Consider the following 14821-nt stretch of genomic DNA (forward strand, 5'->3'; position numbering starts at 1 on the left):
CAGGCCAATCTGAGGCCTGCTTTTTTTCGCGCTCAAGTCTAGGTACATATCACTGGTAAATGAAACTCTGTTGGCGGACACACTTTTCTTCCAGTATATACTATGGAAATATCGCTAAATTTCTCCTTGCCAATCTCACAATTCTATGATAGAAATAATACAATAAATAAAATACACAGGGGGGGTATAGGGGGGTATGAAAATGGATAATAACCGGAATAGGAACGATGCTATCTCTCGCAGGACTTTTTTTAAGAGAACTACTGCAGCTGGGTTACTCAGTGCCTTAGCAGTTACAGGACTCGATAAATCTGTTCAGGCTTCGGAATTAGGCGCGGGCGAGTTAGGTACCCTAATTGATTTGACCAAGTGTGACGGGTGTAAAAACTATGCCACACCACTTTGCGTCGAGGCATGTGGCAAGCATAATCAGGAGCGATTCCCTGAACCTCAAAAGCCTCTGAAAAAATATTGGCCCCAAGATAAAGTGGAGGACTGGTCAAACAAGAGAGACTTAAAAAGTCGTTTAACTCCCTATAATTGGACGTTTGTGGATCATGTTAAGGTTTTATACAATGGTGCTGAGCAAGAAGTCTATGTTCCAAGAAGGTGTATGCATTGCGACCATCCAACCTGTTCAAAACTATGCCCTTTTAGCGCCATCACTAAGGATCAAACTGGAGCAGTATCCATTGATGATGAGATATGCTTTGGCGGTGCTAAATGTCGTGATGTTTGCCCATGGGGTATTCCACAGCGTCAAGCAGGTGTTGGAATATACATGGAAGTTGCTCCGGACTTAGCCGGTGGAGGAGTTATGTATAAGTGCGATATGTGTGTTGATCTTTTGCATGAGGGCAAAAAGCCAGCTTGTGTCAGCGCTTGCCCTAAAAACGCCATCTTAATAGGGAAGAAAGAGGAGATCAAGAACATCGCTTATAAAAAAGCAGAAGATATTAACGGTTTTATCTATGGGGACAAAGAAAATGGGGGAACATCTACCTATTATGTCTCTGCAGTTCCGTTTGCAGCAATTGATGCGGCCATTAAAGAGGATAAGGTCAGTAAGAAGGATACAGCACCGGGACGTCCTGGAATGCCGGTAAATGTTGAAAACTATCTATCCACAGGCAAAGGTATGTTTCTCAGTACAGTAATCGCTCCCTTTGCGGGAGCAGCGGCAGCTGGAATAACTGCCTATCGAACTTTAAAAGGGGATAAGGTCAAGGGTGCCCAAATTAATCAGAAGGAGCAAAGAGAGGAGAATAGCGATGGTACAGAAAACAAATAATTCAAAGCAAAGTCAGATCTTGCGTCAAAGTCTTATCAATAGATTTGTCCACTGGACAACGGCCCTCTCCGTGATTTTGCTGATTATTACAGGGTTAGGCCAACTGCCTTTGTATACACGCTATAATGTCACAAAGCTCCCCGGCGCAGCATGGCTCGGAGATTACTTTATAACCATAAAATTACATTATCTGGGGGCACTAGGGCTCATATTTGTCGCAGCCTTTCATATTGTGTATGCATTTGCCCGGCGTGAGTTTGATATTTTCCCTCGAAAAGGTGACCTGAAAGAATCCTATCAGATCATTAAAGCTATGTTGACCAAGGGGCAAGAGCCCGCTTCAGATAAATACCTGGCAGAACAACGGGTTGCTTATTTATTTATCGGTTTAAGCCTGATCCTGTTGATTGTTACCGGCTTGATTAAGACTTTAAAGAATGTTCCGGGCGTTGACCTTTCCCATTCTCTCTTATACTGGAACACCTCCTTGCATAACATCGGTACGGGCTTGATTATTTTTGGGATAATCGGACACTTGGCGGCATTTCTGCTCAAGGATAACCGTCCATTAATCCCCGGGATGTTCACCGGGTTTATTAATCGGGAGTATGTCAAACATCGTCATAGTCTTTGGTACGCAAAACTACTGAACAGGGGAGAAATCAGCGAAAGCAGCTTGGAGGCAGCTGAGAATTTGAAAAGTGACGGCAATGATCGAGCGAATACCCAAACTCACTCATTTTAATATGAAATCAACTAAGTAAACCTCCCCCGCCTCTGAAGTGGGAGTCTTGTCGCTGCACATAATAGTAATAGTAAAAAAGTAAAACTCTCCACAAACAATTCGTGGAGAGTTTTACTTTGTGAATTCTCTGAATTATCGGCCTTTAAAAACCGGTTTTCGCTTTTCCAGAAAGGCGCTAACTGCTTCGCGCAAATCTTCTGTCCCACAACAAAAGGTTGACTGAGACTGCTCAAAAAGCAATCCGGCCTGAACACCGCTTTCATTGGCTATATTAATTCCTTTTTTCGCAAAACCAACCCCAGAGGGAGGGAAGGCGGCCATTTTCTTAGCAAGTTTCATAGCCCTTTGGTTGAGATCCTCTTTTTTAACCAAGATTTCTACTAAACCAATTCGCAATGCTTCTTCCGCATCAATTTCTTCACAGCCTAGAATCAAGCGTTTAGCTTGGCCAATCCCAACGAGATGAGTTAAACGGGTAGTTCCTCCCATATCTGGTGCTAAGCCAAAGCGTACTTCAGGAATAGAGAATTTAGCGTCATCAGCGGCTATTCGTATGTCACAGCCTAGGATTAGTTCTGTAGCAGAACCATAGCAAAGGCCATTAATGGCTGCGATCACCGGAATGGGTAGATCTTGCCAAAAAGAATAAAGATTTTGCAGCCATACTAGGTTGGCCATGATAAACTCAGAACTAACCTCCTTTAAAAACTTTAGATCAATTCCTGCCGAAAAGTTATCACCATCAGCGTTTATTACAATTGCACCAAGGTCGCCGTCAGCAGTAATCTCTTTTTGTATTTCCTCTAATTCTTTGAGAAAATCAGAACCCACTAAATTAAAACCTCTTGCGTTATCCAGGGTAATAACTCCGATTCTGCCATCCTTATTAAAGGCCAAATGTTTACCATAGCTCATTTTTGTTTTCCCCCAATTCTTTTGCATTAAGTACTACTTGTACTGTAATATATTTGTATTGGAAAATCTATACTATTTAGAATGTTTGGACTCAAAAAATGAATTCATATTCATATTTTCTAACGTATGTCATTCATATTTCTGAGTATCAATTGGATTAGTGCTTGGTATATTTCTTTTGTAAAGGGTAGAGTCTATTAATAGCATTATTGTAAAGGATACTTACTTGATACCATAGCTATTGTATTGCCAGGCACAGTAGGTTAGCTTATAGAAGTATTAATACAAGTAGTTATCTTAAAAAAGTAGTCAGCTATTCATAACAAGTACGAATGGTAAGCCTATAGAAAGAATTGGTGGATTATGAGAGTGATTATTGTAGAGGGAAAAACAGATAAACAACGTTTGCTCCAGATCTTAGATGAACCTGTAGAGATCGTGTGTACTAATGGAACATTAGGTGTCGATAAATTAGAAGAATTAATTGCTAATTACAGCGATGATGAAGTATGTGTTTTGCTAGATGCTGATGATGCCGGAGATAAGGCCCGGCGGTTATTTAAACAAGAATTTCCCAATGTAAGACACTTATATACTCATCGTATGTATAGAGAGGTGGCAACAACACCCCTTAGTGTTCTGGCAAGAATTCTGGAGGGGGCTTATTTTACTGTTAAAGACACCGAGGACGAGGAATTATTTTAGAAAACCTGCCTTATAATTGAAACTCCCCCCAAAAATGGATAATTTATTTACTTACAAGTAGGAGTACAGTCGTTAATGTAGAATACTAATAGTAAATAATTATAAGAGGGGGATAAGAACATGGAAGACATAGCCTTGGAAGCTCGTTCCCGTGCCGGAAATATGTTTAAAGATGGCCTGAATTGTTCCGAATCTATTGTTCATACATTTAACAAAATCCTCAACAATCCTTTAAACGAAGAAGCCCTAAAAATGGCTACAGGCTTTGGTGGGGGATTGGGGCACGCTGGTTGTATGTGTGGAGCCTTGACAGGTTCGGTTATGGTTTTAGGACTTTTAAAGGGACGTTTTGATCCCAGCGAAGCCAGAGAACCAGCCTACAATCTGGCCCATGACTTTCACGATCGCTTCCTCAAAGAATACGAGGCGACCTGCTGTAGGGCCTTAAACCCTCATGAATTTGACTCGCCTGAGCATTTACGTCGATGTCTAAAGCTGACGGGAGGAACCGCCAAGCTTCTGATGGAGTTCATCCAAGAGAAGGGGCTGCTAAAGCCTGAAGTTTCATAAATCTTAGATGACTAGGTATATCTAGACCGATAAAGAGTTCACTCCCACTTGTGATTAATGGGGGTGAGCTCTTTATTAGTTGCAGGTAATGAGATCATTATAATATGAACAATTATTTGCTTAGCCTTCACCCTGACAGTGTCGATTAGGAAGGAGTCCATTATTAGACCTTAGAATACCCTTGAAAATTCTCTCGAGATTAGTGGCATAGGTGTAGCAAGTAAGGAGACAGGCTTGCATATATACTATTAAGCTTAAAATGGGAGGAATCTATTTTGGAATTAATGTATACTTTTCCAGTGGTGATAGGTTTAGGGGCTCTTCATTCATTAGAACCGGGGCATGGTAAGGGAGTGATCACAGCATACTTAATTTCTTCCGGTGCTAAGGTTAAAGAGGCTGTGATGATTGGTCTAATTTCCGCATTGGCACATACTCTCTCGATTGTTCTGCTGGCAGTCTCAGCTTCAACGGCCGTTAAGGTATTTGTTCCAGAAAATTTGATTCATTGGCTTCAACTTATTTCTGGAATAGTTGTGATCTACATAGGTCTCAATATAATTACTCAAAGAATCTTTGAGTATCGGGAAAAGAAGCAGAAGCACCTAAAAACTGTTAGCCATAATTGCAGCAGTCATTGCAATTGCCATCATGGTCATAGTCATTCAAGCATGACGACTCCCTCGACGCCATTAAATTTATTCTTAACAGGATTTTTCACGGGTATTGTTCCCTGTCCAAGTGCCTTAGCCATCTTGCTAGCGGCGGTTTCAGCGGATAAAATCCCTTTGGGATTAGGATTAGTTGGGGCCTTCTCAATTGGAGGAGCTATTACTATGGTAGCTATAGCCTTATTTGTGGTTCGGGCTAGTCATACAATGAAGAAGTTAGAAAAATGGCAGGTTGTTAATCGTTTGGCTTTAGTTTCCTCATGCTTAATCATATTTTTAGGTGGCGCTGTTATCTTTCAATCAATCAATCATATGGGAGTTTCGGCCATGTTTTAGATATCACCTAGAGTTCTTTAGCGCCTTTGAGGTCTGGGGTCACGTACATATCTACTTCATGCCCTGCGGATCTATGACAATCTAAACAAGATTGGGAGTTTTGGATGGTTTCATAGTGGTTTACCTTAGATGTATTTGTTAGGCGTACTGTATTAGGATAACGATCCCTGTCTCCTAGATGACATATTAAACAATTATGATCCGACATAATGGCTCGAGTGGGAACGGTGAAGTCGCCGCTAAAATGTTGGAACACATAATTTAAGCCCCGGGCCTTAGCATGGATTTTGCCCAACTCACCTGGAGGTTGATGACATTCTAAACAATTTAAGTTGTTATGAGGAGACTTCTGCCAGGAGATAACATATTTTTCAACCTCATGGCACTTGGCGCAAAAAAAAGGCCCCGAGGTGGCAACATAACCTATTTGGAATAGTATGTATGAAGCGACGAATGTTATTAGGCCACCCAAAATAGCCTTCTTCCACACAAAGAAAACCTCCCCAAGAATAGAAAAATAATGAATAGTATGTGTAAAAGAGCAGCTTTTATCCAATTATTAGAAAGTACATATAGGGATTTTCAACTAGAAGGGATTCATTATGCATTAAATAACTCTCCACATTGAAAAATTTAGTGTGGAGAGTTATTTTTTCTGAATTTGGGCTTGCTAATTTATCGAAAAGTCTAGACTTCGCAAGGGATTACGGGTTGCGCCTAATTAAATAATATGTGCATGGAAAAACAGTCTTTGGTGTCACAAACCGTCCTCATGGAGTTGAAACCAAATGGTGCATCGATGCACCATTTGGTTTCTCTTCGCCGACGTCCTGTTGGAAATTAAAGTGGAAAAATCGTAAGATGCTGGTTGCCTAAAAGGAAAAAAAGTGGTTGGTTAGCAAGCCTGAGTTAGTTTTAACTTAGAAAGTTATAATTGACTTAGAGATATTTATTATTTATAGAAATATCTAGAAGTCGGGGTTGGTTTATAGGAATTAGATATAAATTACGGTGGTTTTAGAGGCGGATTTATACAAGTCTTATGGCGCGAAAATTGCATATTACTGTTGAGATATGAAAAAGTATATGAGAGGTGTATTGGTTTGAATAATGGTATTAGGCGATTAATGCCTCCACTGGTTTTTGCAGTCATCATAATCTCAATGGGCCTAGCTTTTAGATAAGGATTTTTCCTTTTTATTGCTGCTTGTGAGTTTAGTTGGAATGCTTAAATCTTTGACTTAATTGCTAAACATCGAGAGTTATGAAGGTAATTCAAGAATAGTTGATTATAATTATCCTTATTATGGCAAAAATAAAGATAGAATTGTTTTGCAACTTGATATAATAAGGAGAGATTTTGTGAGTAAACCATCAACATATCTTAGCTGCGCCATGTTAAGTTTAGCTATCCTGCTCTCAGGCTGTGATAGACCTTTTCCGGCAGGTGAGCAACAAACTAATGAATCAGATAGCTCCTCGGCTCGGGAAGTGCTGGCTGCCCCAGTCTACATGCGTTCAGACATAATTGCCACTCCCGAAGAGGCTCAAAAACTCCTAATGGAGGGTAATGAACGTTTTAGGACTGGTCAACCTTTAAGTAAAGATTTGAGTCTCAGCAAACGAAGTGAGCTGATGGAAAAAGGGCAGCATCCTTTTGCCGTCATAGTAAGTTGTTCGGATTCGAGGGTTCCGCCTGAGCTTTTATTTGACCAAGCCCTTGGAGATCTGTTCATAATTCGTATAGCAGGTAATATCATTACTCCTCCGGAGTTGGGAAGTGTGGAGTATGCTGTAGAGCACCTAAACACTCCCTTAGTCGTTGTTCTAGGGCATGAGAACTGTGGGGCGGTTACAGCCGCTGTACAGGGAGGGGAAGCCCATGGCAATATCTCCTCGATTCTCAGCAAGATAACCCCTGCCCTGGAAAAGGCTAAATCTGAAGGCACCAGTGCAGAAAATCTAATCTCTAAGACTACGGAATTAAACGTTGAAAATGCCAAGCTGGATATTTTGCAAAGTCCGATTATTAAAGAACGTTTGGCAGGAGATCAGGTTAGTGTTTTGGGGATGATGTATGATCTGGACGAGGGTAAAGTAACAATAGTGAATTAAGACCTTTAGTATTTGATGTACTAGTTGGCTTTTGGCGATATAAGGTCAGATATGATAGAATAAAGGCTCCTCAATACAAAACAAAAGAGGGGCCTTTATTATGTTGAGAGGAATAAATTGGAATATATCGTATATCTATGAAAGAGGACTTTATAGTTACTGCGTCGAATAAAAATGAGTTGCAGTACTTAAGAAATTGAAAGATTGAAGGAGCGATTATGGATTTTATATTAGCACTGGTTGATTTTATTCTTCATGTTGACAAACACTTGGTCGAGATAATTAGTGATTACGGAACATGGACCTACTTAATCCTTTTTGTGATTATCTTCAGTGAAACGGGGTTTGTGGTTACTCCTTTCCTCCCGGGGGATTCGTTGCTTTTTGTAATTGGAGCTTTAGGCGCTAAAGGAGCTTTAAGCTTTGAGTTTGCGCTTATATTGCTAATCGTTGCAGCTTTAGGGGGCAACACCTTAAATTATTTTATTGGAAAAATAATTGGACACCGCATACTTGCCATGAAAAATTCTCGCATCATCAAGAAGGAGTACCTTAACAAGACTCATGCTTTTTATGCCAAGCATGGCGGTAAGGCTATCATATTTTCTCGTTTTGTCCCCATAATTCGAACCTTTGCACCTTTTGTGGCTGGACTGGGTAAAATGAGCTTTTTGAGATATAGTATCTATAATATTATCGGTGGTGTTTCGTGGGTTTTATTATTTATGTTTGCAGGGTACTTCTTTGGAAACATTCCTACCGTGAAGGACAATTTCACCTATGTAATTTTTGCCATCATCTTTGTTTCCTTGCTGCCTACAATTATTCCGTATCTTCGCAGTAAACGAAGATAGGGTCAGTAATCCTGTAAAGGTTGACGCAAGATAGTAGTGTTGATTCTTTACGAATACGAAGGATGCAGGGGCATTTAAAGTTCACATTATAATCCATACTTTTTGCACAAAAATAGCAGATTTTTAGGATCTGCTATTTTCTTGTTAGTTTGGCCTGCCACGCGCATATCCTAATAGGTGAAAGTCTCTGACACACTCTTGAAGAAATCATATAGAAGCGTTTATGTATGACGTATCACTAGGATAACTGAATGTTGATTGTGACAAGATTGGTTACATCAAATCCATTTACAAAAAATTTACAAAGGGTTTTTTTCCTTTATCAAGAATATTAATAATGTCTGGAAGAGCGTGAAAGAATTATGCCACAAAATCGTTATAAAGAAGTTTCAAAAGGGGCTTGTTAACCAATAATAGCTTACTATTCTATTTAATCGTATTGATAAAATCTATGAAATCTCCACAGAGAAAGGGGTAGCAGATGGAAATAATTCATTCATTTAATTTATCGCTCTGGCAGTGGGTATGGGTAATTATAGCTGCATTCTTGGTTGGATTCTCCAAAACTGGAATGAGCGGATTTTTAATGCCTGTAATACCTATTGTTGCTTCCGTATTTGGCGGGAAGGAGTCTACGGGTATTATACTGCCCCTGCTTATCGTAGGGGATGCTTTTGCCTTATACTATTACCGGCGCCATGCAGATTGGAGTAATATTAAAAAGCTTTTGCCTTGGACATACGTTGGATTAATCATAGGAGTAATAGCGGGAAGCAACGTTAATGACAAACAATTTAAGATGTTCATTGCCATCTCAGTGATCTTATGTTTAATCATCTTAATCTATATGGAAAAAAAAGGTGAGAACTTTGAGGTTCCGAAGGGTGCGTGGTTTTATGCTGCCATGGGAGCCCTTAGTGGTTTTACTTCTATGATCGGTAACGCTGCCGGTTCTATATTCAGTATCTACTTACTAGCCATGGGTTTTAAAAAGAATGGCTTCATGGGGACAACTGCCTGGTTCTTTTTTATTGTCAATTTATCTAAAGTACCATTACAAGTCCTATTCTGGCATAATATCTCTTTCAAAACTCTGGGTCTTACTATAGGTATGCTTCCTGCAATTGCGGCAGGTGCTCTATTAGGGGCTATCGTCATTAAGAAGGTAAACGAAAAACAATTTCGTATTCTTATCATCGTCATGACAGCAGTTGCTGCGGTAAGACTGTTATTATAAACAATTTAAGTGTAAAAATGAGGCTTAATGTGGTTACAAAAGGAAGGTCTGCTCAGTACTCTCATTGGAAACGATGAGGGTTTCTTTTTTTATTAACTTCAAATTTTTATTAAAAGGGCTTGTAACTTCTGATGGGCTCTTAAATCCCCTTCGAAAGAAGATCTTGGCAAATTCTTCAGTAATGCTCTTTGAAAACTTACTACAATAGTGTAAAATTACACTGAAAGGGTGAATTTCTAATGACCAGAGACGATTTTATTGCCAAGGCTTCGGAAAAATTGAAGCTAATCCGAATTGAAAGGGATTACACCCAAGACAAAATGGCTGAGATATTGGGTATCTCTAAAAAGACTTTAGTACAGATAGAGAAAAGTCGAACAAACCTGGGGTGGGCTGGTGCAGTAGTCTTATGCACAATTTTTAGAGGCAGTGAAGTTTTGGAAATGACTTTTGGCGGAGATACTCAAGACCTTATTCAATCCTTAGCTTTTACCGATTACGAGGTCAACGAAATAGCTAACGAGAAAACCATGGGCGGAAAGATATGGTGGACAAATATCGAATGCTCAGATCAGTTTCGTATTCAGCAGAACATAATATCCAGGCACTTTAGGATTCTCGATAGTAAGGACCGAAGAATCTGCTCCTCCTTTGAGCATGAGTACATTCGCAAAAGATTTAGAGAGCTTTCCGGAGAAGGGGGAACAGACTAAATTGTTAAACTTTCTTAAAGCATACGTGGAATCTATGAGGCTGTACTATGCATTCGTCACCGGGATTGCCGGTTGGATTGGAATGGCGTTTTATGAGTACATCGCCAAGTCTCCCTTTCAGACCGTGGAGGTAGTACCCGAGACGGAGAAAAAGGCTGTTGTATTAATCATGCTCTTTCTTAGTTGGGGTATTAACCAGATTATTAATGATTATCTAGGCTTGGCAGAGGATCGAGTCAATGCTCCAAATCGTCCTATGGTCACTGGCGAACTTGATCCCAGGAAAGCACTAATCTTAACGGGAGTATTGCTAAGCTTATCTTTACTGACCACATATTCTTATTTGGAACCAATTGCCCTTTTTCCCGCAATCTTAGGAATTTTATTAAATATTGTTTATGAGTACGCTAAGGCTTATGGAGTTTTTGGCAATATCATCTTCGGCCTTATGATTTCTACCTGCACGGCCTACGGGTTCTTAGCAGCCGGGCCGACAACCTCGCCCTATTTTACCGAAAGCCGGGTCTCGGTCTTGATTTTAGTGGCAGTTATGAATGGTTTAATGACCTTCTATACATATTTCAAAGACTATGAAGGAGATAAAGCGGCAGGTAAACGAACCATCATCGTGCGTTTAGGGGTAGAGAAGTCCAGATATTTAGCAGCCGTCTCCTCTTTGTTTCCGACGGTTATCTTTTTGTTTTTATATCTCAACAATTTCATCGAAGCCAGAGTCAACAATATGTTTCTCATTCTGGCAGGACTAACCTTATTCCTCGAGCTGTGGACTGGCTACCTTTACTATCAAAACCCTCAGGGGGAGAGAACTTATTATTCCTTAGTAGCAAATTTTCGCTCCTGTATCTGTGGTCAGGCTACTCTGATTGCCCTGTTTAATACTGAACTGGCCATGATCCTATTTCTAGTATCTTATATGTTTGTAGGTTTTCTATTTGACCTGCACACCGACCCGAAATCTTAGGACGTTCCCGCAAAGAATCACTCAATTTGCGTAAAGAGTGGTTTTTAGGGGCTAGATCAGCAGGAGGTTAACATGCAACTCTTCGAGCCCGCCAGAATAGGCAATTGTCAATTGAAAAATAGGATCATTCGGTCAGCAACCTTTGAAGGGATGTGCGATTCTCAAGGCCACCCCTTACCGAAATATTATCAGCTCTATGAACAATTGGCTTCCGGTGGAGTGGGTGGAATCATTACAGGCTTTGTCTATATCTCTCCTGAAGGAAAAGCAATGCAGCCCGGTCAGGCGGGAATGGACAGTGAGGAGAAGATTCAGTTTTTTAGGTCTGTTACTGAGAGAGTACATCAAGACGGCTGTAAGATATTTTTGCAGCTTGCCCACACCGGCAGGCAGACACGGAAAAAGGAAACCGGACAAGAGGTCTGGGGTGTATCCAGTAAAAGATCCCTGTATTTCGGAGGGTCTCCTCGGAAATTAAGCACTGAACAAGTATATGGATTGGTTAAGCAATTTGGCAAGGCTGCAATGTCTGCACAAGCCGCCGGATTTGACGGAGTACAGGTTCACGCAGCCCACGGTTACCTAATTCACCAGTTTATCTTGCCGGCAATCAATAATCGACAGGATGAGTTTGGAATTAATAATGAAAGTATGCTAGGCACAAAGTTCCTGGAGCTTGTGCTAAAAGAAATTCGTAATAAATGTGGAAGAGAATTTACTTTGTTAGTTAAGGTTAGCGGAAGTGATGATTACTATCCCAGGTTTACCAAGGATCAGTTTACCAACCTGATCCGCTTTCTAGATGATCAGAAGGTTGATGGTATAGAGATAAGTTATGGGACAATGGATAATCCTTTAAACATCTTTCGCGGAGATGTCCCTCTGAAAGTAATCTTAAAACATAACCCGATTTTTAAATATTCCTATGACCTGAAAGCAATCCCCAGATCACTACATAATGCCTTGATTTACTGTCTAATGAAGGTAAAATTAAAACCTTTTACGCCAGTTTATAATCTTAACTATGCCAAAATTGCTAAATCATTAACCAACATTCCCGTAATTTGCGTAGGAGGTTTTCGAACCGGAGAGGAAATCCGGCATTGTCTGGACAAGGAGTTTGCAGATTTCGTTAGTTTGTGCAGGCCGCTCATTTGTGAACCGGACTTCGTTCAGAAACTCTATCAAGACAAAGATTATAGCTCTAAATGCCTCAATTGCAATATCTGTGCGGTGATGTGCGATTCAGATCGGCCAACCAGGTGTTATCGGAAAGGATGATTAGTGATGAATATTGAAGACAGAGTTATTAATTCGGTAAAAGGCGTTTTAGATAAACGTCCCGAGGTAACCTTAGACAGTCGTTTGCTTGAAGATCTATTAGTAGATTCTTTAGACAAACTAATGGTTCTCTCGGCAATTGAGGATGAATTTAGCATAGAGATCGAAGAAGAATTTGCTGATGTACATACGGTCAAGGATATAGTTGTTAAGTTGAAGGCGAGGGGTTTTTAGAGGAGATGGATCGAAAAGATTTTTATAAGAGGTTATGGGTGGATGAGAGTCTCGCTGAAGTCACGGGATATAATCCCTATTACTTGCCGGTTAATTCTGGTCTTAATGAACGACTGTTAGTCAAAGGGTGTAAAATGATTGACCTGGCCTCGAATAATTACTTGGGTCTGGCAACGGACAGTCGAGTAAAACAAGCTGCTATAGAGGCTGTTCAGAAATATGGAGTTTCCCTTTGCGGTACGCCCATCGCGACGGGGTATATTGATTTGTTCCAAAGGTTGGAGGAAGAATTATCGAGCTTTGTTGGCTTGGAGAGAACTGTTATTCTTCCTTCTTGCTACCAGGCTAACAACGGGTTATTCAGTTGTCTTGCCGGTTCTGAGGATCTGATTGTTGTTGACAAGTTGGTTCATTCTTCCTTGATTCAAGGGATTAAAACAGCAGGATGTAAAATCAGGCCTTTCTTGCATAATAATCTGAATCACTTAGAAGGAATCTTGCAAAGATCAAGCAGCTATCGGCAGGTTTTCGTTGTGACTGAGTCTGTTTTTTCGACGGAAGGCAGTGTTGCTCCCTTTAAAGAGATCGTTCAATTGTGTGAAAAGTACGGGGCCATGCCAATCATTGATGATTCACATGGTATCGGAGTGTTGGGTAAATCTGGCCAAGGTATCCTTGAAGAACAAAAAATTGAAGGATATCAAGGAATCTATACTGCCTCTTTAGGAAAAGCTCTGGCTAATTCCGGTGGAATGATCAGCGGAGAAAAGAGGGTCATAGAGTATCTCAAGTATTATTGCTCCCATCTCGTCTACTCTACAGCTCTTTCACCGGCGGTATTAGCGGGGGTTAGTGCTGTTCTGGATATTATTAGAGTGGAATTTGCAGGGATTAAGCATAGGCTTAATTCTTATCAACGACAAATCCATAAATCCCTAAGCGAAGGGGGATTTGAGGTAGCTGCCAGTGCAGCTCCTATTAATTCCATTCAAACCGGCAGTAAAGAAGTAACTTTTAGTCTGGCGCAGAAGCTCTATGCCAAGGGGATTCTCTCAACACCCTTTATAGAGCCCTCTGTTCCCCTAAACCAAGGACGGGTAAGACTGATTGCCGGAGCCGGCCTCTCTCAAGGGACTGTTAATGAAGCGATTGCGATTATTAAAAGGATAGGTGCCTCATGAGGTGTTTGTTGATCTTGAACCCCGGTTCTCAGGGGGGCAAAAGTAAAGCAAAGTTTGAGAGGATTTTTGCTTTTCTCCATAAGAATAGGGTGAAGTTTGATTATAGGTTGACAAAGACTCTGGATGACGCTTATACCTTCTCCTTAGCAGGAAATAAAAAAGGTTATGATGTGATCCTTGCTGTAGGAGGAGACGGAACGATTAACAGGGTGATCAGTGGGTTTTATGACTTGCAGGGCAAAAGGATTTCTAATTCCAAGCTGGCAGTGATTCATACGGGAACCAGTCCGGATTTTTGCAAGAGCTATAATTTGCCCTTAGAAATCGACCAGGCCCTAAACGCTGTTCTGGAGGGCAAGACTGTTCAAATTCCCATGGCTAAGATTACATATCTCAGTGAATATGATGAAAAGTTGGACGGCAAGCCACTCAGCCTAGCCCATGAAAAGCTTCAAACCAGTTATTTTGCCTGCTGCGCTAATATTGGGATTGGAGCCTCCGTGGCCAGGGGGGCGAATAATGGGATAAGAGACTATCTCGGAGATTTTGCCGGAACCTTAGTTTCCCTGATCAAGGCGCTGATCAGTTATCATCCCGTTAACTTCTCTGTTCGTATTGACGGAAAACAAGAGGTTTTAGAGAAGGCTTATAATATCTTTGTGGGTAAGACCACTTATATAGCGTCTGGGCTAAAAGTGAAAAACGAGTTAGCTTTAAATGACCCTCGGCTCTATGGTTTAATCATTCAAAAGCTTGGTCTTGTGAATTGGGTCAATGTCTTGAAAAAGCTATATAGTGGGGATGAGTTTGCTAATAATGCTGCAATGTCTTTGCTATATGTTCACAAGATGGAGATTTTCGGAAATCCTGCAAATAATGAAATTGAGTTTGATGGAGATCCAAGAGGATTTTTACCATGTAAAATTGAGCCTGCTGGGGAGGCTTTAGATGTAATCTGTCCACAGGATGGGTTACTCCGTTAGGGGATAGA

16 protein-coding genes are annotated in these 14821 nt (G+C 40.7%); 14 read left to right on the forward strand and 2 right to left on the reverse strand.

Annotation, left to right across the window (positions count from 1 at the left end):
• Nucleotides 1-202 precede the first annotated feature (202 nt).
• Nucleotides 203-1291 carry a 4Fe-4S dicluster domain-containing protein gene (locus DESMER_RS10135; protein ID WP_014902950.1) on the forward strand — a complete coding sequence of 363 codons (1089 nt, stop codon included), beginning with the start codon at nt 203-205 and terminating at the stop codon, nt 1289-1291.
• Nucleotides 1272-2036: a formate dehydrogenase subunit gamma gene (locus DESMER_RS10140; protein ID WP_014902951.1), complete on the forward strand. Its 765-nt coding sequence runs from the start codon at nt 1272-1274 to the stop codon at nt 2034-2036. Before DESMER_RS10135 ends, DESMER_RS10140 begins: the two co-directional genes overlap by 20 nt.
• A gap of 132 nt (nt 2037-2168) precedes the next feature.
• Here the strand turns inward: DESMER_RS10140 and DESMER_RS10145 are convergent, their stop codons facing one another.
• Nucleotides 2169-2951 (reverse strand): enoyl-CoA hydratase/isomerase family protein, encoded by a 783-nt coding sequence (locus DESMER_RS10145; protein WP_014902952.1) that lies wholly within the window; start codon nt 2949-2951, stop codon nt 2169-2171.
• A gap of 363 nt (nt 2952-3314) precedes the next feature.
• Here DESMER_RS10145 and DESMER_RS10150 point away from each other — a divergent pair, with 363 nt between their 5' ends.
• From DESMER_RS10150 to DESMER_RS10160, 3 genes are all read left to right on the forward strand, one after another.
• A complete protein-coding gene (locus DESMER_RS10150) occupies nt 3315-3656 on the forward strand; it encodes a toprim domain-containing protein (RefSeq protein ID WP_202949406.1) in 342 nt (113 codons plus the stop codon).
• A 120-nt stretch (nt 3657-3776) separates the two neighbouring features.
• Nucleotides 3777-4226 carry a C-GCAxxG-C-C family (seleno)protein gene (locus DESMER_RS10155; protein WP_014902954.1) on the forward strand — a complete coding sequence of 150 codons (450 nt, stop codon included), beginning with the start codon at nt 3777-3779 and terminating at the stop codon, nt 4224-4226.
• 284 nt (nt 4227-4510) lie between these two features.
• Nucleotides 4511-5233 (forward strand): nickel/cobalt transporter, encoded by a 723-nt coding sequence (locus tag DESMER_RS10160; protein WP_242831109.1) that lies wholly within the window; start codon nt 4511-4513, stop codon nt 5231-5233.
• 7 nt (nt 5234-5240) lie between these two features.
• Here DESMER_RS10160 and DESMER_RS10165 read toward each other — a convergent pair whose 3' ends face one another.
• Nucleotides 5241-5723, reverse strand: coding sequence for a cytochrome c3 family protein (locus tag DESMER_RS10165; RefSeq protein WP_014902956.1), 483 nt, complete (start codon nt 5721-5723; stop codon nt 5241-5243).
• Between the two features lie 872 nt (nt 5724-6595).
• Here DESMER_RS10165 and DESMER_RS10170 point away from each other — a divergent pair.
• The 9 genes from DESMER_RS10170 (at nt 6596) to DESMER_RS10210 (ending at nt 14813) form a co-directional block, all read left to right on the forward strand.
• Nucleotides 6596-7348, forward strand: coding sequence for a carbonic anhydrase (locus tag DESMER_RS10170; protein ID WP_014902957.1), 753 nt, complete (start codon nt 6596-6598; stop codon nt 7346-7348).
• Nucleotides 7349-7566: 218 nt separating this feature from the next.
• The gene (locus DESMER_RS10175; RefSeq protein WP_014902958.1) at nt 7567-8202 is read left to right on the forward strand and encodes a DedA family protein; all 636 of its coding nucleotides are present in this window, start codon (nt 7567-7569) and stop codon (nt 8200-8202) included.
• Between the two features lie 481 nt (nt 8203-8683).
• Nucleotides 8684-9439: a sulfite exporter TauE/SafE family protein gene (locus tag DESMER_RS10180; protein ID WP_014902959.1), complete on the forward strand. Its 756-nt coding sequence runs from the start codon at nt 8684-8686 to the stop codon at nt 9437-9439.
• Nucleotides 9440-9678: 239 nt separating this feature from the next.
• Nucleotides 9679-10152, forward strand: coding sequence for a helix-turn-helix transcriptional regulator (locus DESMER_RS10185; protein WP_014902960.1), 474 nt, complete (start codon nt 9679-9681; stop codon nt 10150-10152).
• A 1-nt stretch (nt 10153) separates the two neighbouring features.
• Nucleotides 10154-11134, forward strand: a complete 981-nt coding sequence (locus tag DESMER_RS10190) for a UbiA family prenyltransferase (protein ID WP_014902961.1) — start codon at nt 10154-10156, stop codon at nt 11132-11134.
• 72 nt (nt 11135-11206) lie between these two features.
• Complete coding sequence (locus tag DESMER_RS10195) at nt 11207-12415, forward strand: NADH:flavin oxidoreductase (protein ID WP_014902962.1); 1209 nt, start codon at nt 11207-11209, stop codon at nt 12413-12415.
• Nucleotides 12416-12421: 6 nt separating this feature from the next.
• Nucleotides 12422-12649, forward strand: a complete 228-nt coding sequence (locus DESMER_RS10200; protein ID WP_014902963.1) for a phosphopantetheine-binding protein — start codon at nt 12422-12424, stop codon at nt 12647-12649.
• A 5-nt stretch (nt 12650-12654) separates the two neighbouring features.
• Entirely contained in the window at nt 12655-13830 is a 1176-nt protein-coding gene (locus DESMER_RS10205; protein WP_014902964.1) for an aminotransferase class I/II-fold pyridoxal phosphate-dependent enzyme, read from the forward strand.
• Nucleotides 13827-14813, forward strand: a complete 987-nt coding sequence (locus DESMER_RS10210; protein ID WP_014902965.1) for a diacylglycerol/lipid kinase family protein — start codon at nt 13827-13829, stop codon at nt 14811-14813. Before DESMER_RS10205 ends, DESMER_RS10210 begins: the two co-directional genes overlap by 4 nt.
• The last annotated feature ends 8 nt before the right edge of the window (nt 14814-14821 follow it).

This window comes from Desulfosporosinus meridiei DSM 13257, assembly GCF_000231385.2.
Classification (GTDB): domain Bacteria; phylum Bacillota; class Desulfitobacteriia; order Desulfitobacteriales; family Desulfitobacteriaceae; genus Desulfosporosinus; species Desulfosporosinus meridiei.